This window comes from Oleiphilus sp. HI0043 (assembly GCF_001634935.1).
In genome coordinates, this window is sequence record NZ_LWEY01001301.1 from 1 (window position 1) to 636 (window position 636).

Here is a 636-nt window from a genome sequence, read left to right on the forward strand (position 1 = left end):
AGTCATTCAAGGGACTAAAGAATAAGCTGTCACTAGATGATAAACAGCGTTGGACTTTTTATAGAGCAAACTGCTTTATAGAGCTCGGTAGCCCACAGAGAGCAGCGAAAGCACTAAGGGATTTGGTCGGAGGAGTCTGGGCTGCTTATGCTTATTACAATCTTGCTATAGCTTATGCTGAAGCGAGCCATGACAAAACTAAAGCGCTCGGCACGCTTTGGATAGCGAGTTCACTGAATAAAGGTAAAAGCGAAGAAGAGTTGGCTTTGGCTGACCGAATTAATCTTGCGTCCGGCTCACTCTATTTGGAGGGGGGAAAGCCAGACCTTGCTTTAGAGTTTTTCAAAAAGGTTCGCCTTGACTCTGACAGTACGGCTGCAGGCTTATACCTGAATGGCTTGGCACATCTGGAGCTTGGTGATTTTCGTGCTGCCACTCAATCCTGGTTTAGTACCAAGACTTACCCTCTTACAAATCAAAGTGTTGCTGAAGCAGCATTGGCCATTCCTTACGCATACGAACGCTCCGGCTATATAAGTCAGGCTCTTGAAGCCTATAAAGAAGCCAGTTCCGGCTTTGAAAACGAATTGAGAACGATTAACAAGCTAGATACGGCGCTTGAAAAACATGGTGCGC

Annotated in this window: 1 protein-coding gene; it reads left to right on the forward strand. The window is 45.9% G+C overall.

The window, feature by feature from the left end:
• Positions 1-636 (forward strand): hypothetical protein (locus tag A3729_RS33195; protein WP_197475891.1); only part of this gene is annotated, 636 nt, incomplete at both ends.